Here is a 23,335-nt window from a genome sequence, read left to right as displayed (position 1 = left end):
AGCCGATGCTTATATGCGAGCGCAACCAGGGACCGAACCCATCCACGCAGAATGAGATTTCGTGATATGACCAGAATGAGGATTCAGTTCCCTTGGTGATCCTACTTCCCTGAGGCAAACTGCTATTGGGCTTTCAGGAGGAGAAATGAGAGCACGCGCGGCGACGGTCGGAGACCTGGAAGATGTTTTCCACGGCCTGTCCAGGCGAATGTCGGACGAATATGTGGCTGCCGGCAAGGACACCAAAAGCGCCTATGACAATCTGATGATGAACCTGAAGGAAGGCCGGGCGCATGCGCTCGTCCAGGACGACAGGGCAGTGGCGATCATCGCCTGGCATGAACGTGCGGATGCCGCGGATACGCTGTTCGCGGCGCGGGAGGATTTCTTCAACGCCTCGACGGTTCGCTTCTGCAAGCGGCACATCCGCCATGTCCAGGCGCTTGCCGGCAACCTCCCCATACATTCGCGCAGCTGGCTGGACAGGCCGGACGTGGCGAAATGGTTCCGTGTGATCGGCTATGTCGACCGAGGGCGGGAGAACGGCGCCCACCTGTTCGAGCTGCCACCGGCCGCCAATAGCTGACGAAAACGAGGTCATTCCCTGCACCTCTCGAATACAGGGCGGCTTGCGCGAAAATCCGATTGGAAAGATTGTACGCACAGGCAGCCGGGCAACCCGGCGCCGCATGGGTATGGCTGCTGGAAATCGGGATGTTGCGCGTCTGCCTGGCCCTTGTCGTCATCGCTGCCCTGACGAGACTGTCAGGGGCGGAGCCGCGCGCGTCTCATCTTTTCGACCGAACTGATCTCGCGACAGCCTATTCGGGCCAATCCGATCTTGTCACCGCATACACGACCGGCATGGCGCGCTATCGGCTTCAGTATTCGAGCGCCGCGATCCAGGCCGGTTTGGCCGCGCCGCTCGAGCCCCGGCTGCTGCGGCCAGAATTCCAGCAACGGACATGGCGCTCGGCGGACGGCAGCCTGCTGCAGGGCTTTGCCGGCAAGGGCGGCTTTCGCCTGACCACGGGCAACTGCGTCGCCCGCATCTGCATGGCCAGCGAATGCAGCGAAGCCGGCTGGCCGCTCTATGCCTGCAGCGACGGACGCAAGCGCACGATGTCGGTCAAAAGCTTCGTGACGGCAACATTCGACGGCGTCTCCTACCGGCGGCTGAGCGCGCCGCAGGAGTGAATTGGCGACCCGAGAGAGGTGACGGAGCCGCTTGCGCCGATCTCGCCAGGCGTGGCATCGGTTGCGGCGTTTTGAGACGATTGAAGACAAAGACAGTGGCACGCCAACCCGACCGACGATCCGCAACCCCGAAGGTCAGCCTCGCCCGAGCCCTGTCCAAGCTTGGCTTTTGCTCGCGCACGCAGGCCGAGCGCCTCGTCGCGGACGGGCGCGTGCAGGTAAACGGCAAGACCGCGCGCGATGCCTTGCTGCGCATCGATCCAGACCGCGACCGCATCACCGTCGACGGCCAGCGCGTCGTTGCCCAGCGCAAGGTCTATCTGATGCTCAACAAGCCCCGCGGGCTGGTCACCACCCGCGACGATCCCGAAGGCCGCGGCACCGTCTATGACTGCCTGGGAGGGCTCGACCTGCCTTTCGTGGCTCCCGTCGGGCGCCTCGACAAGGCAAGCGAAGGCCTGCTTTTGCTGAGCAATGACACGCGCTGGGCGAACCGCCTTCTCGACCCCGCCTCGCATGTCGCCAAGACCTATCACGTGCAGATCGCTTCAGTGCCTGACGAGGAAATGCTCGAGCGCTTTCGCCAGGGCTCTGTCGTCGACGGCGAGTTGCTCACGGCAAGCTCGATCGCGCTGCTGCGCAGCGGCGGGCGGACGGCCTGGCTGGAGATCGTGCTCGACGAAGGGCGCTATCGGCAGATCCGCAGGCTGCTCGGCGCTTTCGACATCGAGGTGCTGAGGCTGATCAGGGTGGCCATCGGCGGCCTTCAGCTCGGCGAGCTTGCCAAGGGCAAGGCGCGGCACCTGACAAGCGACGAGTTGGCGACCTTGGCAACTTGATGCGTCACGCACTTCTCCTCACCCGCGCAGCGGCCGGATGAGGGAGAGCCCGCGCTCGCTACTTCTGGTTCCAGCGCCGGATGACCGGCTCGGTCAGGTCATGCTCGTAGCCCAGGATGCTGAGGCTCGCGGTATCGAGGACGAAATGCTCGCCGCCTTCCGGCGGCAGGCCGACCCAGCGCGCCGCGAGAACACGCAGGAAATGCGAGCTGGAGAAGATGAGCACATTGCCGGCAACCGCGCGAAGCCCGGCGATGACGGCATCGGCGCGGGCGCCGACATCGGCCGCCGTCTCCCCGTCAGGACAGCCGTCGCGAAACAATTGCCAGCCGGGGCGCTTCGACAGGATCTCCTTGGTCGTCATGCCCTCGTAAGCGCCATAATCCCATTCCTGCAGGTCCGACTTCTTGATTGCGTCCTCGCCGAAGCCAGCGAGGCGGCAGGTATCGAAGGCGCGCTGCGAGGGGCTCGACCAGATCGCCTGGAACGTCAGACCCTCAAAACGGTCGACAAGACCGCGTGCGGCCTCCTCGCCTTTCACCGTCAGCGGAATGTCGGTGCGGCCAGTGTGCCTGCCCGAGGCGCTCCATTCGGTCTCGCCGTGGCGGACCGCGTAGATTTCGGGGAACGCACCGCTCATAGAACGCCCTCTCGGCTGAATAATTCGCCGAGAATCCGGCTCGCTCACCCTATGCGGCGGCCGGCAAAAAGAACAGGCCGCGGCTGAGCCGCAGCCTGCACAGGTTCGGAAGGGATGCCTGAAGTTGCCTGTCACTCCGCCGGCAGCAGGCCGCCGGACAGCGCGAGGTCCGCCTCTTCCGGCAACTGGCCAGCCATGGCGGCGGCGAATTGCTTCTGGTCGAGCTCGCCTTCCCAGCGCGCCACGACGATGGTCGCCACCGCATTGCCGACGAAGTTCGTCAGCGCACGGCATTCCGACATGAAGCGGTCGACGCCGAGGATCAGCGCCATGCCGGCGACCGGCACCGAGGGCACGACCGAGAGCGTGGCGGCCAGTGTGATGAAGCCGGCGCCGGTGATGCCGGCAGCACCCTTCGAGCTCAGCATGGCGACGAGCAGAAGCAGGATCTGGTCGCCGAAGGTGAGCGGCGTGTCGGTCGCCTGGGCGATGAACAGCGCGGCCAGTGTCATGTAAATGTTGGTGCCGTCGAGGTTGAAGGAATAACCGGTCGGGATGACCAGGCCGACCACCGAGCGGTTGCAGCCGGCACGCTCCATCTTGGCCATTAGGCCGGGAAGTGCCGCCTCGGACGAAGAGGTCCCTAGCACAAGCAACAGTTCCTCCTTGATGTAGCGGATCAGCGCCAGGATGGAGAAGCCGTTGTACCATGCGACCGCGCCGAGGACGACGAGCACGAAGAGCAGCGACGTCAGGTAGAAGGTGCCGATCAGGAAGGCGAGATTGGCGATCGTGCCGATGCCGTACTTGCCGACGGTGAAGGCCATGGCACCGAACGCGCCGACGGGCGCCGCCTTCATCAGGATGGCGACGAGGCGGAAGATCGGCGCGGTCAAGGCCTGCAGGAAATCGACCACAGGGCGGCCACGCTCGCCGACGAGCGCCAGCGCAATGCCGAACAGCACCGAGAAGAACAGCACCTGCAGAATGTCGCCCTGCGCAAAGGCACCGGTGATGGTGTCTGGGATGATGTTCATCAGGAAGCCGACGATGGTCGTGTCATGCGCCTTCTCAGTGAAGGTCGAGACCTTCGAGGCGTCGAGGGTCGCGGGGTTTATGTGCATGCCGGCGCCGGGCTGGATGACGTTCGACACAACGAGGCCGACGATCAGCGCCAATGTTGAGAAGACAAGGAAATAGATCATCGCCTTGCCAGCGACTCGGCCGACCTTGTGCAGGTCGGAGACGCCCGCGATACCGGTCGCCACGGTGAGGAAGATCACCGGCGCGATGACCATCTTGACCAACTTGATAAAGGCATCGCCAAGCGGCTTCAGCGAAGCGCCCAGATCGGGATAGAAATGGCCGAGCAGGATGCCGGCGGCGATCGCCACCAGGACCTGCACATAGAGATGCCGGTAAAAGGGAACCTTGCCGCGCGGTTCGGCGGCAGCGATTGCTGTCTGCATCATATCCTCCGTTCGGCCCCCGATCGAGACGCTCGACCTCCCAGGGGGCTGTTGACCTCCACAGCCTCGCGGCTGCTACGGACCTAGTTGCAACGGGCGTGCCAGATGGCGCCGGCAGCCTCTTAACTCTGATTTTGTTGACTTTTTTGAACTGAAGGCAGGCACCCTCAAGAGTTTCCGTGCGGTTATCCGCATAGGTCGAATTGTGTTTTGTGCGAAAACATGCACAAATGCGGCATGCTGCAACGCCCTGCCGCTGCCCTTGCCTCGACGCCCGAACTGCTTGCCGGGCGAGCCCAGCGCGCCTGGCTGCTGTTTACGGCGGTGGCTATGGCGATCATCGCGGCAGCGCTTTATGGCGCCGGCCTTTATGGCCGTTCGACGGAGATCGAGGCTTTAACCACGCAAGGACGCACCGACGCAAACCTCAAGGTCGCTCTGCTGCGCGCGGTGCTGGAAAATCCGCGCGCGCTGCCTCTGCTCCTGTCGGAGGACCAGCAGGTACACGACGCGTTGACCCAGCGAAGCCCTGCCTCGATCGACATGCTCAACCGCAAGCTGGAAGGGCTGGTTTCCGGCACCAAGGCCTCGGTGCTCTACGTCACCGGCACCGATGGTTTTGCGATCGCCTCCAGCAACTGGCGCGAACCGGTGAGCTTCGTCGGCAGCGACTACAGCTTCCGCGCCTATTTCTCAGGCGCGATGCAGACCGGCACCGCCGAATATTTCGCACTCGGCAATGTCAGCAAGCGTCCCGGGCTATACATCTCGCGGCGAGTCGACGGCGCCTCGGGGCCGCTCGGCGTCGTCGTGGTCAAGATGGAATTCGACCAGCTCGAAGCCGACTGGCACGAGGCGAACCGGCCGGCCTTTGTCAGCGACGCGCATGGCGTGGTGCTGATCACAAGCGTGCCCTCCTGGCGCTTCCTGACGACGGAACCGCTCAGCCGGCCGGTGCTCGCCGAAATCCGCGCCAGCCAGCAATTCGGCGATGCGCCCCTGGTGCCTTTGCCGATCACGAGGCCGGAGGCGCTCTCCAGCGACGTCGCGCTGGTTCATGCCCTTACGCCTGGAAGCAGCGACGCGGAGTATCTGCGGCTTTCAACCGCGGTGCCGTCGACGTCGTGGCGGCTCGACTATCTTGTTCCAGCCGAAGCGCCGATCGCCGCCGCGCAGCGCGAAATGCGGCTCCTGGTGCTGGGCGTCCTTGTGCCGCTCATCGCTTTGGCCGCCTATCTGCTTTGGCGCCGGCAGTCCGCCCAGATGCGGATTGCCGCCGAACAAGCCGCGCGCGCCGAGCTGGAGCGCCGCGTCGTCGAGCGCACGCAGGATCTGAGCCGGGCGCGCGACCGGCTGCAGGCCGAGATCGCCGACCATCGAAGCACCGAGGCGAAGCTGCAGGTCATGCAGCAGGAGCTGGTGCAAGCCAACCGGCTTGCAACCCTTGGCCAGGTCGCCGCCGGCGTCGCGCATGAGATCAACCAGCCGGTGGCGACCATCCGCGCCTATGCCGACAATGCGCGCGTGTTCCTGGAGCGCAAGCAGAGCGCCTCAGCCGAGGAGAATCTTGGCGCCATCGCCGCACTGACCGAGCGCATCGGAACCATCACCGAGGAGCTGAAGGCCTTCGCCCGCAAGGGCCGCACGGCGGCAGAGCCCGTGGAATTGCGCAGCGTGATCGAGGGCGCAGTCGTGCTGCTCAGGAGCCGCTTCGCCGGCCGGCTGGACGCGCTGGCGATCACGCCGCCGCCGCCGGCGCTGAAAGTAATGGGCAACCGGCTGCGGCTGGAACAGGTGCTGATCAACCTGTTCCAGAACGCGCTGGAAGCGCTTGATGGCCGCGACGGCGCACGGGTCGAAGTTGCGGCGGCCGAGAAGGATGATGACGTGACGCTCACGGTCTCGGATAACGGGCCGGGCATCCCCCCCGCGATCCTGAAATCACTGTTCACGCCCTTCAACACCTCGAAAGAAAAGGGCCTGGGCCTCGGCCTGGTCATCTCCAAGGACATCGTCGCCGATTATGGCGGCCACATCGAGGTGACGAGCGGTGATCAGGGAACACGCTTTACGATCCACCTGTCGAAAGCCGGTGCCGCATGACGAAGGACGATCCCGCACCCGTGATCCTGATCGATGACGACAGGGACCTGCTCAAGGCGACAGGGCAGACGCTGGAGCTTGCCGGCTTTGCGGTGTTGGCCTATTCGGTGGCGAGCGAAGCGCTGGCGGCACTCGACCGGAATTTCGACGGCGTGCTGGTGTCGGACATCCGCATGCCGGAGATCGACGGACTGCAGCTTTTCGACCGCGTCTTCCATCTCGACCCCGATATACCCGTCATCCTGGTCACCGGGCACGGCGATATCGCAATGGCCGTCAAGGCGATCAAGGACGGCGCCTACGACTTCATCACCAAGCCCTTCGCCGCAGACCGGCTGGCACAGAGCGTTGCCCGCGCCGCCGAGAAACGCCGGCTGGTGATGGAAAACCGCGCCTTGCGCGAGGCGGCCGAGCAGGCGCAGGAGGGATTGCCGCTGATCGGCCAGACGCCGGCAATGGAGCGACTGCGCCGCACGCTGAGGCAGATCGCCGACACCGATGTCGACGTGCTGGTGACCGGCGAGACGGGCTCGGGCAAGGAGGTGGTGGCGAACCTGCTGCATCGCTGGAGCCGCCGCGCCAAGGGCAATTTCGTCGCGCTCAATTGCGGCACGCTGCCGGAGACGGTCATCGAAAGCGAGCTGTTCGGCCATGAGGCCGGCGCCTTCACCGGCGCGCAGAAGAAGCGCGTCGGCCGCATCGAGCATTCGAGCGGCGGCACATTGTTCCTCGACGAGATCGAAAGCATGCCGGCCTCGACGCAGGTGCAGATGCTGCGCGTGCTCGAAATGCGCGAGGTGACGCCGCTCGGCACCAATGAAATCCGGCCAGTCGATTTGCGCGTCGTGGCCGCCGCCAAGGTCGACCTCGGCAATGCCAGCCAGCGCGGCGCTTTCCGCGAGGACCTCTATTACCGGCTCAATGTGGTGACGCTTTCGATCCCTCCGCTGCGCGAGCGCCGGGATGACGTGCCGCTGCTGTTCGGCTATTTTGCTGAGCGCGCCGCCGCCCGCTTTCGCCGCGCTGTGCCGGCGACGTCCACTGCGGTCCAGCGGCACCTGCGGGAGCATGACTGGCCGGGCAATGTGCGCGAACTCGCCCATTTCGCCGAACGCTTCGTGCTTGGGCTTGAGGACGTTGCCGAAACGCCTTTCCCGGCGGCAATGGAGAGCGACGCCGCCATACCGTTGCCCGAACGGCTCGATCGCTACGAGGCCGACATCATCCGCGAGACACTTGGTCGCAATGAAGGCGACGTCCGCCGCACCATCGAGGCGCTCGGCATTCCACGCAAGACCTTCTACGATAAGTTGCAGCGACACGGTATCGTGCGCAGCGATTTTTCCAGATAGATCAAGCTTGTGGAACCCGATCCAATCTCCGGCCGTTTAGCTTGCCCGGAGAACCGTGGCACGTTGGCACCAGCCGTCCAATGAACGCGTCGCCGCGATGGCTTTGCCGGGTTGCGCTTAGCGGGCGTTGATGATTTGTTGCCGCCCTGCGGAGAATGAATAATGCGCGAATCCCTCGGTCAAGACGAATACGGCTCGGCCAACCCTTTCGATCCGGACGACCTGCCCAATCTCAACGCGATGGGGCCGGTGATGGGCGGCGGCAATGATTTCGAGAAATACGCGGTCGCCGTCATCATCGTGTTCGGCGCGCTGATCATCGGCGGCCTGATGGCCGCCTCCATGTCCTTCGGCCACCGCAACGGCTTCCTCTTCGCGCTCGGCGGCGCCACGGCGGCCTGGATTTCCGGCAATGCGCTGCTGCTGGACCGGCCGCGCATCTATGCGCTGTTCGTCGCCATCGCCGCCGTGATGCTGATCGCTTCGACCATCACGCTGGTGGTCTAATAGCCTAGCGCCTCGCCGGCGGCCGCGCGGCTGTCGATGGCGCCGTTGTAGCGGGCGCCGCCGCCCTTCTCGATCTCCGCCAGGCTTTTCCCGCCGACAAGGATGCCGGCCGCCCGCCCCCAGGTCTCGTCACTCAGGTCGAGATGGTAGCCCATACCGGCAAGCAGCCGCTCCGTGTCCGGCGAAAGCCCGAAAGGCTCGACATAGACCGTATCCGGCAGCCATTGATGGTGGACGCGCGGTGCGTCGACCGCCTGCTGAATGTCCATGCCGTGATCGATCACGTTGAGGATCGCCTCCAGCGTGATGGTGATAATGCGCGAACCGCCCGGGCTGCCGATGACCATGAATGGCTTGCCGTCCTTGGTCACGATCGTCGGACTCATCGAGGATAGAGGCGTCTTCCTCGGCTGGATGGCGTTCGCCTCGCCCTGCACCAGCCCATAGAGGTTCGGCACCCCGGGCTTCTGCGTGAAATCGTCCATCTCGTTGTTGAGCAGGATGCCGGTGCCATCGGCAACCACGCCGGCTCCGAAGGAGCCGTTCAACGTGTAGGTGACCGCGACCGCGTTGCCGTCCTTGTCGATGATCGAATAATGGGTGGTTTCCTTCGACTCGCCGAAACCTTTCGGCATCAGGTCCTTCGAGACGCCGGCGCGGAACGGATCGATCTTTTCTCGGATGTCCTTGGCATAGGCCTTGTCGAGCAGCTTCGAGACCGGATTGTCGACGAAATCCGGATCGCCCAGCGCCGAGTTGCGGTCTACATAGGCATGGCGCATCGCCTCGACCATGACATGGACCGTCTCGGCTGATCCGGCGCCGAGATAGGACAAAGGGTAACCTTCGAGCACGTTGAGGATTTCGCAGATGATGACGCCGCCCGAGCTTGGCGGCGGCGAGGAGATGATCTCGTAGCCGCGATAGGAGCAGGTCACCGGCTTAAGCTCGCGCACCGCATATTGCTCGAGATCGCCCTTGGCGAGGATGCCGCCCTTGGCGCCGCTCGCCTTGACGATGGCGTCCGCAATGGCGCCCTTGTAGAAGGCGTCCGGCCCCTTTTCAGAGATCGCCGACAGCGAGGCGGCGAGGTCCGGCTGAACGAGCTTCTCGCCGACGCCGTAAGGCTTGCCGTCTTTCTTCAGGAAGATGGTCGCGGCTGCCGGGTCCTTTCCCAACCGGTCGGCGCTGTCTGCGAAGGAAGTCGCGTCGCCTTGGTTGAGGACGAAGCCGTCCTTGGCATAGGCGATCGCCGGCGCCATCAGATCCTGCCTCGAAAGCGTGCCGTATTTCTCGCGCGCCATCTCGAAGCCGGCGACCGAACCCGGCACACCGACCGCGAGATAGCCGTCAAGGCTGGCGCCCTTGATCGGCTTGCCGTTCTTGTCGAGATACATGGTCCTTGTGGCTGCAAGCGGCGCGCGTTCGCGGAAATCGAGGAAGGTCGTACGGCCGTCCTTCAGGCGCACGGTCATGAAGCCGCCGCCGCCGATATTGCCGGCGTTGGGATAGACGACGGCCAGCGCATAGCCGACCGCGACGGCGGCATCGACAGCGTTGCCGCCCTTCTTCAGCACATCGACGCCGACTTCGGTGGCGAGATGCTGGGCCGTCACCACCATGCCATGCTCGCCCTTGGCGGGAGCGGGCGAGGCGGCGAACGCGATCGTCGAGGAACTGAGGGTAATTGCGAGCGAAAGAGTGACGCCGATCAGTGTCCGACGGGTCAAGGGCATGGCGGTGCTCCTGGCGTTGGGGACTCCCAGGAAAGACCCTGTCGTCCGGCTTGTCCACCGCCAACGGCGCTGGACCAGATCAAATCGGGTATCTGCCTGTCAGACGATACCGCCGCCGCCACTCGCAACAGCCGGCCGCTCCGCCGCGACCTTCGCACGGTAACCCGCCTCGCGATAGGCGGCGACAGGATCGATGGCGCCACCGGTCCGCAGCCGCGCCATGGCAAGGATCGGCTCGACATCGGTGCGATAGGCGGCTTTCAGCGTCTGCGTTGCCATCAGCGCATCATTGGCCTCCTGGAAGCCTGCCAGCGCCTTGCGGTCGACCAGCAGAGCCTGCGCATAGGCGCGCTGCACCTCGACCGCCGACATCATCAGGCTCTCGATCGGATCGGTGACATTGTGGCTCTGGTCGAGCATATGCGCCGGGTTGAAGCCATCCGCGCCCGAAAGCTCGGCATCGACCAGCTCATTGAAGACAAGGAACAGCCGGTAGGGATCGATCGACCCGGCATCGAGGTCGTCGTCGCCATATTTGGAATCGTTGAAGTGGAAGCCTCCCAGCTTGCCGAACTGGATCAGCCGCGACACGATCATCTCGATGTTGACGTTGGGGGCGTGATGACCGAGGTCGACAAGGCAGAAGGCCTTGTCGCCGAGCTCCCTGGCGATGATGTAGTTGGTGCCCCAGTCCTGCACGACCGTCGAATAGAAGGCCGGCTCATACATCTTGTGCTCGGTGAACAGCCGCCAGTCATCCGGCAGGCCGGCATAGATCTCGCGCATGGCGTCGAGATAGCGCTCGAACGCTTTTGCAAAATTGACCTGGCCGGGGAAGTTTGAGCCGTCGCCGATCCACACCGTCAGCGCCTTCGAGCCGAGCGTCCTGCCGATCTCGATGCATTCGAGATTGTGCTCGACCGCCTGCCGGCGCGTGCCGGCATCAGCATGCGACAGCGAGCCGAACTTGTAGGAAAGCTTCTGGTCCTTTGCGTCCGAGAAGGTGTTGGAGTTCATGGCATCGAAGCCGAGGCCAAAGCGGGCCGCCGCCTGTTTCAGCCGGTTCGGGTCGGCCTTGTCCCACGGGATATGCAGCGAGACGGTCGGCGTCGCCTGCGTGAGCTGGCTGATGACGGCGCAATCCTCGATCTTATCGAAAATGTCGCGCGGCTCACCGGGGCCGGGGAAACGGGCAAAGCGTGTGCCGCCCGTGCCGACGCCCCAGGACGGGATCGCCACGCCGAATTTTTCCACCTTGCCGAGGATGGCGTCGATGGCGAGGCCGCGGCGATCGAGGCGTTCGCCGAGGGCGGCATAGTCGCGCTCGAGGTCGGGGCGGCGCGCGGCGTTGTGGCTTGCGACGAGATCGGCGGAGATGATGGTTTCGGACACTGCGGTTCCTCCCAAGAATACGTTCGGCTGGCGCTGCCCCACATCCGCCTGCCGGCACCTTCTCCCCGTATAGAGACGGGGAAAAGGAAAAGGGCACCTAGCGCGTAAAACTCTGCGCGTTGCCGGCGTCGACGTTGACGATGTTGCCGGTCGATTTGGCGGACATGTCGGAGGCGAAGAAGTAAATCGCCTCGGCGATGTCCTCCGGGAAGACCGAGCGCTTCAGCATGGAGCGCGAGCGGTAATGCTCCTCGAGATCGTCCGTCGACATCTTGTAGGCGGCGGCGCGCTGTTCCTTCCATTCGCCGGTCCAGATCTTGGAGCCGCGCAGAACCGCGTCCGGATTGACCACGTTAACCCTGATCTGCGCCTCCGCCCCCTCCAGCGCGAGGCAGCGGGCCAGATGGATCTCGGCCGCCTTTGCCGTGCAGTAAGCGGACGCATTCGGCGAGGCGGCGAGCCCGTTCTTCGAGGCGACAAAAACGACGTTGCCGCCGATGTTCTGGGCGCGGAACAGCCGAAAGGCCTCGCGCGAAACCAGGAAATAGCCGGTGGACAGGATGTCCATATTCTTGTTCCACAAGGCCAGTGTCGTTTCCTCGATCGGCGCCGAGGATGCCAGGCCGGCATTGGAGACCAGGATGTCGATGCCGCCGAACTCGACCGCCGTTTCGGCGAAACCGGAAAGCACCTGGTCCTCCGAAGTGACGTCGATACGCACCGGACGGACGAAATCCTTGCCGTAGGCTTTCGAGAGCTCTTCATTAGCGCTGGCGAGCGCCCCCTCGTCGATATCGGCCAGCACCACGCAGGCGCCTTCGCGCAGCAGCCGGTTGGCGGTGGCGCGGCCGATGCCGCCGGCGCCGCCGGTGACCAAGGCGATCTGGCCGGCCAGAGCCTTCGGCTTCGGCAGGCGCTGCAGCTTGGCTTCCTCGAGCTGCCAATATTCGATGTCGAAGGCTTCCTGCGCCGGCAGGCCGACATAGGAGGAAACCGTCGAGGCGCCGCGCATGACATTGATGGCATTGACGTAGAATTCACCCGAGATACGCGCCGTCGCCTTGTCGCCGGCGAAGGTGAACATGCCGACGCCGGGCATCAGGTAGACGACCGCGTTCGGATCGCGGATGGCCGGCGAATCCGTATGCTTGCAGGCGTCGTAATAGGCCTGGTAGCCGACGCGGTATTCAGCAATGTCGTCGGCGAGCCGCGCAATGACGGCGTCGATATCGGGCTTTGCCGGATCGAACTCGATCACCAGCGGCCGGATCTTGGTTCGGAGGAAGTGATCCGGGCATGAGGTGCCGAGCGCCGCCAGCGGCCGCAAATCCTTGGAATTGACGAATTCGAGCACGGCGGGCTGGTCGTCGAAATGGCCGAGCTTGTGGCTTTTTTCCGAAATCAGGCCGCGAATCCGCGGCATCAGCTTTGCGGCGATGGCGCGCCGCGCCGGGGCATCGAGCGATTGCACCGCCTCGCCACCGAAGATAGCCACGCCTTCCGACCGGCGCTCGAACCACTCGATTGCCTGGTTGATCACCGAGATGGTCGTCTCGTAGCATTCCTTAGGGGTGTCACCCCAGGTGAACAGGCCATGGCTTTCAAGCACCACGCCCTTGGCTTCGGGGTTGTCGAGGCAGAATTTCTCCAGCCACAGGCCAAGCTCGAAGCCGGGCCGCTTCCATGGCAGCCAGCCGATCGCATCGCCGAAGATTTCCTTGGTGATCGCCTTGGAATCCTTGGCGGCCGCGACCGCGATGATAGCATCGGGATGCATGTGATCGACGCAAGCCTTCGGCACGTAAGCGTGCAGCGGCGTGTCGATCGAGGCCGCGCGCGGATTGAGGTTGAAGGTGCAGTGGGGCAGATAGCCCACCATCTCGTCCTCATGCGCGACGCCGCGATAGAGCCCCTTGATGGCGCGCAGCTTGTCCATGTAGAGGGTGGCGAAACCGTCGAGCTTGATCGAGGCGCTGTCGCCGCCCGAGCCCTTCACCCACAGGACTTCCACTTGCTCGCCGGTCAGCGGATCCTTCTGCCAGACCTTGGATGATGTGTTGCCGCCGCCGTAATTGGTGACGCGCTTGTCGGAGCCCAGTGTGTTCGAGCGATAGACCAGTAGCTCGGGACCGCTCATCCCTTCGGCTTTCGCATCGTCCCACAGATTGGCGAGGCGCGAGCCGGAGCGCTTGTCGAGCATAGGTATCCTCCCTTGGAGCGCGAACTCCGCGCCCCTCGTTTCTTGCTGGGGAAATGTCTACGCTAGCGCCCCGCTTGTCAATCACAAACGATCAATATCGATCATATTGCACTGCACAATGAAAATATATGATCGGAAATGATTGACACTGCGCGTTTTCTAAGGCCTGATGCCTGGGCAGGGAGGAACCATGCACGAAAAAGAACGCCACAGGATCATTCTGTCCGCCGTCCAGGAAAAGCCTGTGGTGACGGTGCAGGAGATGGTCGAGCTGACGGACTCCTCCGAAGCGACGATCCGGCGCGACATCGCGGCGCTCCATGTGCAGAAGCGCCTGCGCAGGGTGCGCGGCGGCGCCGAGGCGATCTCGCCGCCGCAATTCATCGGCCTTGCCGGCCGGCCCTTCTCGGTCAACGAGACGCTGAACGCCGCTCAGAAACGGGCGATTGCGCGGGAAGCGGTCAATCTTTGCACGGACGGCGAACCGATCATCATCAATGGCGGCACCACCACCTTCCAGATGGTGCATTTCCTGACCGGACGCCGCATGCCGATCTTCACCAATTCCTTCCCGATCGCCGAGCATCTGCTCAAGCATTCGAAGAACACGGTGATGCTGTCGGGCGGCACGATCTACCGCGAGCAGAACATCATCCTGTCGCCCTTCGACAATGACGTGACCCGCAACTTCTATGCGCGGCGCATGTTCATGGGGGCGCAAGGGTTGGGGCCGCTCGGGCTGATGGAAGGCGATCCGCTGCTGATCCAGGCCGAGCAGAAGCTGATCGACCAGGCCGACGAATTGGTGGTGCTCGTCGATTCCTCGAAATTCCGGATGCGCTCAAGCCTGATCCTGTGCGGGCTGTCGCGCATCGCGACCGTGATCACCGACGACGGCATCGAGGACCGGGAGGCCAAGATGCTCGAAACAGCGGGTGTGGCGCTGATCGTCGCCCGCAGACAGTCAAGCGACAAGGAAGAATCTTCACTGCAGGCCTGAGGGAACTCGCGCCCGCAGCGGCGATGGAATGCAACGCTCAAGGGAGGATATTCGATGAGCTTTTTGAAGAAACTGCTGGTTACGGCGGCCTTTTCCGCCGCCATGTTCGTGAATGCCGCCTATGCCGAGAACGTCAAGATCGCGCTGGTGGTGAAGTCGCTCGGCAACGGCTTCTTCGACGCCGCGAACAAGGGCGCCGAGGAAGCGGCCAAGGAACTGGGCGACGTCGACGTCATCTACACCGGCCCGACCAAGGCTACCGCCGAGGCGCAGATCGAAGTGATAAACTCGCTGATCGCGCAGAAGGTCAACGCCATCGCGGTTTCGGCCAATGATGCCGACGCGCTGGTGCCGGTGCTGAAGAAGGCGATGCAACGCGGCATCACCGTGATCTCATGGGACTCCGGCGTCGCCAAGGAAGGCCGCCAGCTCCACCTCAACCCGTCCGACACCAATTTGATAGGCGAGACGATCATCAAGCTCGCCGCCGACTACCTGCCGGAAGGCGGCGACGTCGCAATTCTGTCGGCCTCCTCGACGGCGACCAACCAGAACGCCTGGATCGAAGCGGCCAAGAAGGTGCTGCCGAAGAAGTTCCCGAAGATCAAGCTGGTCGCCACTGTCTACGGCGATGACGACTCGGCCAAGAGCACCGACGAAGCCAAGGGTCTCTTGAAGTCCTATCCGAACCTCAAGGCGATCATCGCGCCGACCACCGTCGGCGTCGTCGCCGCCGCGCAGGTCGTCACCGACGAGAACCTCATCGGCAAGGTGAATGTCACCGGACTGGCGCTGCCGTCCGAGTTCAAGAAGTTCATCGACAACGGCGCTTCGCAGGCTGTCGCGCTATGGAATCCGATCGATCTCGGCTACTCGGCGATCTACCTCGCCCATGACCTGGCGGTGAAGAAGGAAAAGGCCAAGCCCGGCGCAACGCTGTCGATCGGCCGCGTCGGCAAGGTGACGCTCGACGATACCAACTCGGCCGCGATGGCTCCGCCCTTCCAGTTCGACAAGACCAACATCGAGAAGTTCTCCAAGATCTATTGATCCTGTCGACTTCAAGCTCATGTGGCGGGACAATGTCCCGCCACATCTTCAAACGGACCTCTCAGGGCCTGATACGGATATGGACACGACAGCCCAGCACAAAGTGGAGGCAGAGCGGCCGGAGCCTTCAGGTCCGGCTCAAAACACCTCTCCTCGCCTGACACTTTCAGGCATTTCCAAGAGTTTCCCAGGTGTGCGCGCGCTGCACAAAGTCAGCCTGTCGCTCTATCCGGGCCAAGTCACGGCGCTGATCGGCGAGAACGGCGCCGGCAAATCGACGCTGGTCAAGATCATGACCGGCATCTACCAGCCCGACTCAGGCGAGATCGGCATCGACGGCCAGGCCACGACGCTGCCCAGCGCGCATGCCGCCTTCGGCCACGGCATCACCGCCATCCATCAGGAAACCGTGCTGTTCGACGATCTCTCGGTTGCCGAAAACATCTTCCTCGGGCACGCGCCTCGCACGCGCTTCGGCACCATCGACTGGCGCACCATGCGCAACAACGCGCGCGAAGTGCTGGAGACGATGCGCGCCGGCCATATAGACGCCGACGCAAGGCTCAGGGACCTCGGCATCGCCAACAAGCATCTCGTCGCCGTCGCACGCGCCATGTCGATCGACGCGCGCATCGTCATCATGGACGAGCCGACTGCGGCCCTTTCGATGAAGGAGATCGAGGAGCTTTTCCTGCTGATCGAATTCCTGAAGAGCGAAGGCAAGGCGGTGCTCTTCATCAGCCACAAGTTCGACGAAATCTACCGCATCGCCGACCGCTACACCGTCTTCCGCGACGGCGAGATGGTAGGCGAAGGCCTGTTGAAGGACGCGACCCAGAACGAGATCGTGCGTATGATGGTGGGCCGCAACGTCGACCACATTTTCCCGCAGCGCGAGCCTAAGATCGGCGCGCCGGTGCTGTCCGTCTCCGGCCTGTCGCATCCGACCGAGTTCGACGAAATCGGCTTCGAATTGCGCAAAGGCGAGATCCTCGGCTTCTACGGGCTGGTCGGCGCCGGACGCAGCGAGGTGATGCAGGCGATCGCCGGCATCACCCGCACGAGCCGCGGCACCATCTCGTTGGACGGCAAAGCGATCGCGCCGAGATCGGCTGCCGAGTCCATCGAGGCCGGGATCGTCTATGTGCCGGAAGAGCGCGGCAAGCAGGGCGTGGTCATCGGCTTGCCGATTTTCCAGAACGTGTCCCTTCCCTCATTGGCGCGCACATCGAAATCCGGCGTGTTGAGGCTGGCGGAAGAGTTCGCGCTCGCCCGCTCCTACACCGAGCGGCTCGACCTGCGCGCCTCATCGCTCAGCCAGGATGTCGGCACGCTTTCCGGCGGCAACCAGCAGAAGGTGGTCATCGCCAAATGGTTGGCGACGGCACCCAAGGTCATCATCCTCGACGAGCCGACCAAGGGCATCGACATCGGCTCCAAGGCCGCCGTGCATGGCTTCATGGGCGAGTTGGTCGCGCGAGGCCTTTCGGTGATCATGGTGTCGTCGGAACTGCCCGAGATACTCGGCATGTCGGACCGGGTCGTGGTCATGCGCGAAGGCCGCATCGCCGCGACTTACGAGAACAAGGGCCTCGACGCCGAGACGCTGGTTCGGACAGCAGCGGGAATCGCGGCATGAAGAACTTCCTCAAGTACCGCGAGATCTGGCTGCTTGCCGGTATCGTCGTGTTGATCGGCCTGATTTCCATCCGCTTCCCCGGCTTCGCCGACCCTGCCAATCTGCGTCAGGTGTTCAACGACACATCGATCCTGATGATCCTGGCGCTGGGACAGATGGTGGTCATCCTGACGCGCTCGATCGACCTGTCGATGGCGTCCAATCTCTGCTTCACCGGCATGGTGGTGGCGATGCTCAACGCCGCGCATCCGGCGATCCCCATCCCGGCGTTGATCGTCATCGCTCTAGCCGTCGGGCTGGTGCTCGGCGCCATCAACGGCTTCCTGGTGTGGCGGCTGAACATCCCCTCGATCGTGGTGACGCTGGGCACGCTCACGATCTATCGCGGCGCCACCTTCGTCGTCTCCGGCGGCGCCTGGGTCAATGCCGACCAGATGAGCCCCGACTTCATCAATTTCCAGCGCGCCGCCTTCCTCGGCCTGCCGGTGCTGTCCTGGATCGCGCTTTTGGTGATCGCGGTGTTCTTCCTGGTGATGACACGAACGCAAATCGGCCGCTCGATCTACGCCATCGGCGTCAATCCGACCGCCTCGGTCTATGCCGGCATCAATGTCGGCCGTACCAAATTCATCGTCTTCTGCATTTCCGGCATGATCGGCGGGCTCGCCGGATACTTATGGATCTCGCGCTATGTGATCGCCTCGGTCGAGGTCGCCAACGGCTATGAGCTCAACATCATCGCCGCCTGCGTGATCGGCGGCATCTCGATCGCCGGCGGCATCGGGTCGGTCGGCGGCGCGGTCTTGGGTGCGTTGTTTCTCGGCATAATTTCCAACGCGCTGCCGGTCATCAACATCTCGCCCTTCTGGCAGATGGCGATCTCGGGCAGCGCCATCATCCTGGCCGTGGTGCTCAACGCGCGCGGCGAGCGCCGGCAGGGCCGCATCATCCTCAGAAAGGCGGAAGCGGCATGACCGACACCCCTGCCCCGCGCCATATCCCCGACCGGCTCGACAAGCCGCTTTCATCGGCCATCTTCTCCTGGGAGGCGCTGCTGGTCGCCATCGCGGTCGTCATCTTCGCGGTGAACAGTTTTGCTTCGCCCTATTTCCTCGATCCGTGGTCGCTGTCGGACCTGACTTTCAACTTCACCGAAAAGGGCCTGATCGCGCTTGCGATGGCGCTGCTGATCATTTCGGGCGAGATCGACCTCTCGGTCGCCGCCATTGTAGCGCTCGCCTCGACCATGATGGGCATGGCTGTGCAGGCCGGCGCCGGCACGCCGGTGCTGGTCGCGATCGGCATCGTGGTTGGGCTCGGCTGCGGCGCCTTCAACGGGCTGCTCGTCACCCGGCTCGGTCTGCCGTCCATCGTCGTCACCATCGGCACGATGAGCCTGTTCCGCGGCATCGCCTTCATTATTCTCGGCGACCAGGCCTACAAGGGCTACCCGGACAGTTTCGCGTTCTTCGGCCAGGGTTATGTCTGGTGGGTCTTCTCGTTCGAGCTGACGCTCTTCCTCGTCGCGGCCATGATCTATTGGTTCGTGCTGCATCGCACGAGCTTCGGCCGGCGCGTCTTTGCCATCGGCAACAATCCGGTCGCCTGCCAGTTCTCCGGCGTGCGTGTCGACCGCATCAAGTTCATCCTGTTCTGCCTCACCGGGCTGATGTCGGGCATCGCTTCGGTGCTGATCACCTCGCGGCTTGGCTCGACGCGGCCCTCGATCGCGCAGGGCTATGAGCTGGAAGCCATCACCATGGTGGTGCTTGGGGGTGTGTCGATCCTCGGCGGCGCCGGCAGCATCCTCGGCGTCGTGCTCGCCGCCTTCATCATGGGGCTGGTGACTTTCGGGCTTGGGTTGCTCAACGTGCCGGGCATCGTCATGTCGATCTTTATCGGCCTTTTGCTGATCATCGTGATTGCGCTGCCGATCGTGTGGCGACGGCTGCGCGAAGGGCGCTTCGCCTGATGGAAAAATATGCCTTCAAGATGAAGCTCAAGCGCGGAATGAAGACCGAGTACAAGCGCCGCCACGACGAGATCTGGCCTGAGTTGGTTGCGCTTCTGAAGCACGCCGGCATCTCCGACTACTCGATCCATCTCGACGAGGAGACCAGCATCCTCTTCGGCGTGCTGTGGCGCCGCGACGACCACGGTATGGCCGATCTGCCCAAGCACCCGGTGATGCAGCGCTGGTGGGCGCATATGGCCGACCTCATGGAGACCAGGCCCGACAAAGAGCCGGTGGCGGTGCCGCTGGAAACAATGTTCCATATGGCATGATTGTCGCTGTCATCGATATCGGCAAGACCAACGCCAAGGTGGCGCTGGTCGATCTCGCGACGCCGAGCGAGATCGCGCTGCGCCGTACCGCGAATGCACCGGTGCGGCAGGCGCCCTACCCGCATCACGATGTCGAGGCGCTGTGGACGTTCATCCTGAACAGCCTCGCCGATCTCAACCGCAAACGGCGGATCGGCGCTATCTCCATCACCACGCATGGCGCGACCGGCGCGCTGGTCGACCGGTCAGGCGAACTGGCGCTGCCGGTGCTCGATTATGAGTTCGACGGTCCGGACCAGCTTGCGGTCGAGTACGATGCCGTCCGTCCTCCCTTTGCCGAGACCGGCACGCCGCGCCTGCCCATCGGCCTCAATCTCGGCGCGCAGTTCTTCTGGCAGCAGAGACGCTTCCCGGCGGAATTCGCCCGAGTCGCCACCATGCTGATGTATCCGCAATACTGGGCGCTGCGGTTGACCGGCGTCGCCGCCAATGAGGTGACGTCGCTCGGCTGCCACACCGATCTGTGGAACCCCTGGACATCCGACTATTCCTTGCTGGTCGACAGGATGGGCTGGCGCCGGTTGATGGCGCCGGTGCGGGCGGCCAAGGACCGGCTTGGCCCGATCCTGCCGGCGATTGCGCAACGGACGGGGCTCGACCCGCAGACGCCAGTGTTCTGCGGCTTGCACGATTCCAACGCCTCGCTGCTGCCGCATCTGCTATCCGACGCACCGCCTTTCTCCGTCGTGTCGACCGGCACATGGGTGGTGTCGATGGCGGTGGGCGGCCGGAAGGTCGAGCTCGACGCGGCGCGCGACACGCTGGTCAACGTCAACGCGCTCGGCGATCCGGTGCCATCGGCACGTTTCATGGGTGGACGCGAATTTTCGCTGCTGACCGAGGACCAGCCGCAGGAATGGAGCGAGGCCGATGTCGCCGCCGTTCTGGCGCGCCAGGTCTTGCTGCTGCCTTCGACGCAGCAGGGCTCCGGACCATTTCCGCATTGCGGCGCGCAGTGGGTCAACGCCGACGACCTGAGCTCCGGCCAGCGCTTCGCCGCGATCTCATTCTATCTGGCGCTGATGACCGCGACCTGCCTGGAATTGATCGGCGGCGACGGACCGACCACGGTCGAGGGACCCTTCGCGCGCAACCCGCTTTTCATCCGCATGCTGGCGGCAGCGACGAGACGACCGGTCGTTGCGTCGGAGACCTCGACCGGGACCAGCATCGGCGCCGCGCTGCTGGCGGCCGATGGCGCGGTCGTTGTGAGCAAGAGTGAGCACACCGGACCGCCGACCGATCCGGCCTGGGGCGACTATGCAAGGGCGTGGCAGCTGGCTGTTCAGACGTAACCGACCGCTGTCTGAATCGGCAATGAAGGCCCTCAGCTTGTTGTTCCGTACACCAACCCCCGCGGATCGATCTGCGGCTTGCGGCCGGCGACGAGGTCGGCCAGCAGCTGCCCCGAGCCGCAGGCCATGGTCCAGCCAAGATGGCCGTGGCCGGTGTCGAGATAGAGGTTGCGGTATTTCGCCTGACCGAAGACCGGCACCGAACTCGGCATCATTGGCCGCAAACCTGCCCAGAGCACGGCTTTCTTCTCGTCGAAGGCGCCCGGGAAAAGATCCTTGCCGGTTTCCAGGATGGTCCTGAAATCACCCGGCTTGAAGCTGCGGTCGAAGCCGGTGAACTCCGCGGTCGATGACATGCGCAGGCGATTGCCGAGCCTCGAGTAGCCGATCAGCCGATCCTCGTCGGCGCCGCCCATGGTCGGCCCCTTGCTTTCGTCCTCCAGCGGAATCGTCGCGGTGTAGCCCTTCACCGGATAGACTGGCAGATCGATGCCGTAGCGGCGGCCAAGCAGGCCGCTTTCGGGTCCCATGGAGATAACGACGATATCTCCGGTGATGGGGCCCGCCGAAGTCATGATGGCGCGCACCCGGTCGCCCGCGATGTCTAGGCCCTCGACCGTCGTGCCGAATAGGAATTTCACGCCGAGCTTCTCGGCGGCATAGGCGGCAAGATTGTCGGAGAACTGCTTGGAATCGCCGGTCTGGTCGATCGGCGAATAGATGCCGCCGGCAATCTTTTCCTTCACGCCGGCAAGGCCAGGCTCCAGCTCGACAAGGCGCTCGCGGTCGACAATCTCGATCGGCAGGCCGTGTTCGCCGAGATAGCGATAATTGTCGGTGCCAGTGTCGAGGCTCTTTTGCGACCGGAAGAAATAGAGGATGCCCTTCTTGCGCTCGTCGTAGTGGATGCCGGTCTCCTCCGACAGTTGATTGATGCAGTCGCGGGAATGAAGCGCGAGCCTCAGCTTGATGTCGGTGTTGGCGCGCAGCCGCTTCACCGTGCATTCGCGCAGGAAGCGCAGGCTCCAGGCGTAGAAATACGGGTCGAGGCGCAGCCTGACCTTGATGCCGAGATCGTGGTTCCAGAGCGCGCGCAGGAAGGTCTTCAGCGCGGCGGGGGAAGCCCAGGCGGTGGCGTCGCCCGGCGACACCAGGCCGGCATTCGACTGGCTGGTGCCGCGCGCCACCGCCTCATGGCGCTCGATCACCGTCACCTCGTGACCGTCCTTAGCCAGATAATAGGCGGCCGCCGTGCCAACCACGCCGGCGCCGAGAACCAGGACCTTCATGCCATCCCCTCAGGATCGAACAAGGCGCCGTGCTTGGACAACGCCCCCCGCGATCCCATAGCGCGTCTCGGCGCGTCGGACGAGCCCTTGGCCCAACAGCTGGACTAGTTGTCTTGACGCAATTCCGGACGGAAAATCGCTACACACTTTTCCTGGAATTGCTCAGTTTCGAACCGAGTTCTTGGTCGTCAGGACGCGCTCCCAGGCCAGCGCATCGTTGACGATCAGGTCGAGATCGTCGCGCTGCGGTGTCCAGCCGAGTTCCTTGCGGGCGAGCTCGGAATTGGCGACCACGGCTGCGGCGTCGCCGGGCCGGCGATCGCCCATGCGGACATCGAAATCATGGCCGAAGGCGCGGCGAACGCTGTCGATCACTTCCAGCACCGAGTAGCCGTGGCTGTAACCGCAATTGGCGACGAGGCTTGTCCCGCCGGCGCGCAGCCGCTGCAGCGCCAGCCGGTGCGCGGCGGCGAGATCGCTGACATGGATGTAGTCGCGCATGCAGGTGCCGTCCGGCGTCGGGTAGTCAGTGCCGAAGACTTGCATGAAGGGGCGCTTGCCGAGCGCGGTCTCGCAGGCGACCTTGATCAGATGCGTGGCGCCAGGCGTCGACTGTCCGGCGCGGCCCTTGGGATCGGCCCCGGCGACGTTGAAGTAGCGCAGCGCTGTATAGCGGATGTCGTGCGCCAGCGCCGCGTCGCGCAGCATCCATTCGCTCATCAGCTTGGAGAGGCCATAGGGCGATTCCGGTGCAAGCCGCGCATCCTCGCGCACCGGCTCCAGCCCGGCGCCGCCATAGACGGCGGCGGTTGAAGAGAATATGAAATGCGGCACGCCTTCGCGCACGGCTGTCTCGATAAGCGTACGGGTCTTGCAGGTGTTGTTCTCGTAATAGCCGAGCGGATCGGCGACCGATTCCGGCACCACGATCGAGCCGGCGAAGTGGATGATGGCGTCGACCTTGTTTTCGCGAATGATCCGGCCGACCAGGTTACGGTCGGCGACGTCGCCGACGACGAGCTTTGCTTCCGGGGCCACTGCCCATTCGAAGCCGGTGGAAAGCCGGTCGAGCACCACGACACTCTCGCCGGCGTCCAGCAACTCCCAGACCATATGGCTGCCGATATAGCCGGCACCGCCCGTCACCAAAACCGTCATCTTCTACCTCGCTGATCAAGATTTATCGGAAACTGTCTCAACAGCCCCCGTGCTGGAAACCCCGCCGCAAGCCCTTTATCCTCCCCCTAAATGTTAAGTTCGTAACAGTTCCTCCCGCCCGAG

General features: G+C 63.8%; 20 protein-coding genes. 13 read left to right on the top strand and 7 right to left on the bottom strand.

All coding sequences use genetic code 11. The features are described from left to right. The first annotated feature begins 145 nt into the window (after positions 1–145). From P9272_RS00735 to P9272_RS00725, 3 genes are all read left to right on the top strand, one after another. Positions 146–586, top strand: coding sequence for a hypothetical protein (locus P9272_RS00735; protein WP_278158083.1), 441 nt, complete (start codon positions 146–148; stop codon positions 584–586). 128 nt (positions 587–714) lie between these two features. Then, positions 715–1,197 carry a hypothetical protein gene (locus tag P9272_RS00730; RefSeq protein ID WP_278158081.1) on the top strand — a complete coding sequence of 161 codons (483 nt, stop codon included), beginning with the start codon at positions 715–717 and terminating at the stop codon, positions 1,195–1,197. Positions 1,198–1,292: 95 nt separating this feature from the next. Further along, complete coding sequence (locus P9272_RS00725) at positions 1,293–2,036, top strand: pseudouridine synthase (RefSeq protein ID WP_278158079.1); 744 nt, start codon at positions 1,293–1,295, stop codon at positions 2,034–2,036. A gap of 58 nt (positions 2,037–2,094) precedes the next feature. On the opposite strand, the gene P9272_RS00720 is transcribed toward P9272_RS00725, so the two are convergent. Together P9272_RS00720 and P9272_RS00715 are read right to left on the bottom strand one after the other, a co-directional pair. Then, a complete protein-coding gene (locus tag P9272_RS00720) occupies positions 2,095–2,676 on the bottom strand; it encodes a histidine phosphatase family protein (RefSeq protein WP_128259646.1) in 582 nt (193 codons plus the stop codon). 131 nt (positions 2,677–2,807) lie between these two features. Next, the gene (locus P9272_RS00715; protein ID WP_278158077.1) at positions 2,808–4,145 is read right to left on the bottom strand and encodes a dicarboxylate/amino acid:cation symporter; all 1,338 of its coding nucleotides are present in this window, start codon (positions 4,143–4,145) and stop codon (positions 2,808–2,810) included. Positions 4,146–4,382: 237 nt separating this feature from the next. On the opposite strand from P9272_RS00715, the gene P9272_RS00710 reads away from it, so the two are divergent. The 3 genes from P9272_RS00710 (at position 4,383) to P9272_RS00700 (ending at position 8,107) form a co-directional block, all read left to right on the top strand. Continuing rightward, the gene (locus P9272_RS00710; protein ID WP_278158075.1) at positions 4,383–6,248 is read left to right on the top strand and encodes an ATP-binding protein; all 1,866 of its coding nucleotides are present in this window, start codon (positions 4,383–4,385) and stop codon (positions 6,246–6,248) included. Beyond that, positions 6,245–7,600, top strand: a complete 1,356-nt coding sequence (locus P9272_RS00705; RefSeq protein ID WP_278158073.1) for a sigma-54 dependent transcriptional regulator — start codon at positions 6,245–6,247, stop codon at positions 7,598–7,600. Before P9272_RS00710 ends, P9272_RS00705 begins: the two co-directional genes overlap by 4 nt. A 162-nt stretch (positions 7,601–7,762) precedes the next feature. Further along, positions 7,763–8,107, top strand: a complete 345-nt coding sequence (locus tag P9272_RS00700) for a hypothetical protein (protein ID WP_128259642.1) — start codon at positions 7,763–7,765, stop codon at positions 8,105–8,107. Here P9272_RS00700 and ggt read toward each other — a convergent pair. The 3 genes from ggt to P9272_RS00685 all read right to left on the bottom strand — a co-directional run bounded on the left by ggt (position 8,104) and on the right by P9272_RS00685 (position 13,435). Beyond that, complete coding sequence (ggt, locus tag P9272_RS00695; protein ID WP_278158070.1) at positions 8,104–9,843, bottom strand: gamma-glutamyltransferase; 1,740 nt, start codon at positions 9,841–9,843, stop codon at positions 8,104–8,106. The two genes, P9272_RS00700 and ggt, sit on opposite strands and share 4 nt — an antisense overlap. 99 nt (positions 9,844–9,942) lie before the next feature. Next, positions 9,943–11,235 carry an L-rhamnose catabolism isomerase gene (gene rhaI / locus P9272_RS00690; RefSeq protein ID WP_278158068.1) on the bottom strand — a complete coding sequence of 431 codons (1,293 nt, stop codon included), beginning with the start codon at positions 11,233–11,235 and terminating at the stop codon, positions 9,943–9,945. A gap of 97 nt (positions 11,236–11,332) precedes the next feature. Then, entirely contained in the window at positions 11,333–13,435 is a 2,103-nt protein-coding gene (locus P9272_RS00685; RefSeq protein WP_278158066.1) for a bifunctional rhamnulose-1-phosphate aldolase/short-chain dehydrogenase, read from the bottom strand. Between the two features lie 190 nt (positions 13,436–13,625). Between P9272_RS00685 and P9272_RS00680 the strand changes: the two genes are divergently transcribed. The 7 genes from P9272_RS00680 (at position 13,626) to P9272_RS00650 (ending at position 20,765) form a co-directional block, all read left to right on the top strand. Beyond that, entirely contained in the window at positions 13,626–14,435 is an 810-nt protein-coding gene (locus tag P9272_RS00680; RefSeq protein WP_128259638.1) for a DeoR/GlpR family DNA-binding transcription regulator, read from the top strand. 54 nt (positions 14,436–14,489) lie between these two features. Further along, positions 14,490–15,485, top strand: coding sequence for a rhamnose ABC transporter substrate-binding protein (gene rhaS / locus P9272_RS00675; protein ID WP_128259637.1), 996 nt, complete (start codon positions 14,490–14,492; stop codon positions 15,483–15,485). 79 nt (positions 15,486–15,564) lie between these two features. Then, a complete protein-coding gene (locus P9272_RS00670; protein ID WP_278158063.1) occupies positions 15,565–17,124 on the top strand; it encodes a sugar ABC transporter ATP-binding protein in 1,560 nt (519 codons plus the stop codon). Beyond that, positions 17,121–18,098: an ABC transporter permease gene (locus tag P9272_RS00665; RefSeq protein WP_128259635.1), complete on the top strand. Its 978-nt coding sequence runs from the start codon at positions 17,121–17,123 to the stop codon at positions 18,096–18,098. The genes P9272_RS00670 and P9272_RS00665 overlap by 4 nt, the downstream gene beginning before the upstream one ends. Then, positions 18,095–19,096 (top strand): ABC transporter permease, encoded by a 1,002-nt coding sequence (locus P9272_RS00660; protein ID WP_278158059.1) that lies wholly within the window; start codon positions 18,095–18,097, stop codon positions 19,094–19,096. Before P9272_RS00665 ends, P9272_RS00660 begins: the two co-directional genes overlap by 4 nt. Next, complete coding sequence (rhaM, locus tag P9272_RS00655; RefSeq protein WP_278158057.1) at positions 19,096–19,410, top strand: L-rhamnose mutarotase; 315 nt, start codon at positions 19,096–19,098, stop codon at positions 19,408–19,410. The genes P9272_RS00660 and rhaM overlap by 1 nt, the downstream gene beginning before the upstream one ends. After that, positions 19,407–20,765, top strand: coding sequence for an FGGY-family carbohydrate kinase (locus P9272_RS00650; protein WP_278158055.1), 1,359 nt, complete (start codon positions 19,407–19,409; stop codon positions 20,763–20,765). Before rhaM ends, P9272_RS00650 begins: the two co-directional genes overlap by 4 nt. A 32-nt stretch (positions 20,766–20,797) precedes the next feature. Here P9272_RS00650 and P9272_RS00645 read toward each other — a convergent pair whose 3' ends face one another. After that, entirely contained in the window at positions 20,798–22,054 is a 1,257-nt protein-coding gene (locus P9272_RS00645; protein ID WP_278158053.1) for a D-amino acid dehydrogenase, read from the bottom strand. 162 nt (positions 22,055–22,216) lie between these two features. Then, complete coding sequence (gene galE, locus P9272_RS00640; protein WP_278158051.1) at positions 22,217–23,212, bottom strand: UDP-glucose 4-epimerase GalE; 996 nt, start codon at positions 23,210–23,212, stop codon at positions 22,217–22,219. Between the last annotated feature and the right edge of the window lie 123 nt (positions 23,213–23,335).

This window comes from Mesorhizobium sp. WSM4976 (genome assembly GCF_029625685.1).
Lineage (GTDB): Bacteria > Pseudomonadota > Alphaproteobacteria > Rhizobiales > Rhizobiaceae > Mesorhizobium.
This window is presented reverse-complemented; position numbering and strand designations above follow the sequence as displayed.

Excerpts from the sequence above, each read along its gene's own strand:
- P9272_RS00735 (WP_278158083.1), top strand. The coding sequence starts at position 146 with ATGAGAGCACGCGCGGCGACGGTCGGAGACCTGGAAGATGTTTTCCAC.
- P9272_RS00730 (WP_278158081.1), top strand. The coding sequence starts at position 715 with ATGTTGCGCGTCTGCCTGGCCCTTGTCGTCATCGCTGCCCTGACGAGA.
- P9272_RS00720 (WP_128259646.1), bottom strand. The coding sequence starts at position 2,676 with ATGAGCGGTGCGTTCCCCGAAATCTACGCGGTCCGCCACGGCGAGACC.
- P9272_RS00715 (WP_278158077.1), bottom strand. The coding sequence starts at position 4,145 with ATGCAGACAGCAATCGCTGCCGCCGAACCGCGCGGCAAGGTTCCCTTT.
- P9272_RS00710 (WP_278158075.1), top strand. The coding sequence starts at position 4,383 with ATGCTGCAACGCCCTGCCGCTGCCCTTGCCTCGACGCCCGAACTGCTT.
- P9272_RS00705 (WP_278158073.1), top strand. The coding sequence starts at position 6,245 with ATGACGAAGGACGATCCCGCACCCGTGATCCTGATCGATGACGACAGG.
- P9272_RS00700 (WP_128259642.1), top strand. The coding sequence starts at position 7,763 with ATGCGCGAATCCCTCGGTCAAGACGAATACGGCTCGGCCAACCCTTTC.
- ggt (WP_278158070.1), bottom strand. The coding sequence starts at position 9,843 with ATGCCCTTGACCCGTCGGACACTGATCGGCGTCACTCTTTCGCTCGCA.
- P9272_RS00685 (WP_278158066.1), bottom strand. The coding sequence starts at position 13,435 with ATGCTCGACAAGCGCTCCGGCTCGCGCCTCGCCAATCTGTGGGACGAT.
- P9272_RS00680 (WP_128259638.1), top strand. The coding sequence starts at position 13,626 with ATGCACGAAAAAGAACGCCACAGGATCATTCTGTCCGCCGTCCAGGAA.
- rhaS (WP_128259637.1), top strand. The coding sequence starts at position 14,490 with ATGAGCTTTTTGAAGAAACTGCTGGTTACGGCGGCCTTTTCCGCCGCC.
- P9272_RS00670 (WP_278158063.1), top strand. The coding sequence starts at position 15,565 with ATGGACACGACAGCCCAGCACAAAGTGGAGGCAGAGCGGCCGGAGCCT.
- P9272_RS00665 (WP_128259635.1), top strand. The coding sequence starts at position 17,121 with ATGAAGAACTTCCTCAAGTACCGCGAGATCTGGCTGCTTGCCGGTATC.
- P9272_RS00660 (WP_278158059.1), top strand. The coding sequence starts at position 18,095 with ATGACCGACACCCCTGCCCCGCGCCATATCCCCGACCGGCTCGACAAG.
- rhaM (WP_278158057.1), top strand. The coding sequence starts at position 19,096 with ATGGAAAAATATGCCTTCAAGATGAAGCTCAAGCGCGGAATGAAGACC.
- P9272_RS00650 (WP_278158055.1), top strand. The coding sequence starts at position 19,407 with ATGATTGTCGCTGTCATCGATATCGGCAAGACCAACGCCAAGGTGGCG.
- P9272_RS00645 (WP_278158053.1), bottom strand. The coding sequence starts at position 22,054 with ATGAAGGTCCTGGTTCTCGGCGCCGGCGTGGTTGGCACGGCGGCCGCC.
- galE (WP_278158051.1), bottom strand. The coding sequence starts at position 23,212 with ATGACGGTTTTGGTGACGGGCGGTGCCGGCTATATCGGCAGCCATATG.